Source organism: Shinella sp. NM-101 (assembly GCF_021401195.1).
Lineage (GTDB): Bacteria > Pseudomonadota > Alphaproteobacteria > Rhizobiales > Rhizobiaceae > Shinella.
In genome coordinates this window covers 1-969 of the sequence record NZ_JACBFT010000055.1, presented here as the reverse complement: position 1 = coordinate 969, position 969 = coordinate 1, and the positions used below count along the sequence as shown (strand labels likewise).

Here is a 969-nt window from a genome sequence, read left to right as displayed (position 1 = left end):
GCCACCGGCTACGGCTATATCGAGACCGGCGAGGACCTCGGCAACGGCGCCCATGCGGTGCGCCGCTTCGTCGAGAAGCCCGACCGCGAGACCGCCGCCGCCATGCTGGAGACCGGCGGCTATCTCTGGAACTCCGGCATGTTCATGCTGCCGGTCGGCCTCTTCCTGCGCGAGTTGCAGCAATATGCGCCCGACGTGCTGGACGCCGCAGGCGAGGCGGTCGCCAAGGCGCAGCACGACCTCGACTTCGAGCGGCTCGACGAGGCCGCCTTCGCCCGCGCGCCCGACATCTCCGTCGACTATGCGATCTTCGAGAAGACGCCGATCGCTGCCGTCGTGCCCTCGCCGATCGCCTGGTCGGACCTTGGAAGCTGGGATTCGGTCTGGAAGACCGGCCGGCAGGATGCGGACGGCAACGTCGCCGACGGCAGCACGACGGTGCTCGACACGCGCAACTCGCTGGTCATCTCGCGCGACATCCATGTCGCCGTGCAGGGCCTCGACAACATTGCGGTCGTCGCCAGCGAGGATGCGGTCTATGTCGGGCGGCTGGAGGACAGCCAGAATGTCGGCAGCCTCGTCAGGCACCTCGCCGCGCTGCCGAAGACGGCGAAGCTGACGCAGACGCATCCGACGGCCTACCGTCCGTGGGGCGGCTATACGTCGGTGCTGAACGGCGAGCGCTTCCAGGTCAAGCGCCTCTTCGTGACGCCGGGCAAGCGGCTGTCGCTGCAGAAGCACCACCACCGCTCGGAGCACTGGATCGTGGTGCGCGGCACGGCGGAGGTGACGATCGGCGACAGGACGATCCCGCTGCGCGAGAACGAATCCGTCTACATCCCCCAGGGCGAGCTGCACCGCCTTGCCAATCCCGGCAAGATCCTGCTCGAACTCATCGAGGTCCAGACCGGGTCCTATCTCGGTGAGGACGACATCATCCGCATCGAGGACGAGTTCGGACGGGGGTGA

1 protein-coding gene is annotated in these 969 nt (G+C 67.5%); it reads left to right on the top strand.

The window, feature by feature from the left end; all coding sequences use genetic code 11:
• Positions 1–969: mannose-1-phosphate guanylyltransferase/mannose-6-phosphate isomerase (locus tag L0976_RS28540; RefSeq protein ID WP_234190771.1), on the top strand; the 969-nt coding region annotated here is incomplete at its 5' end.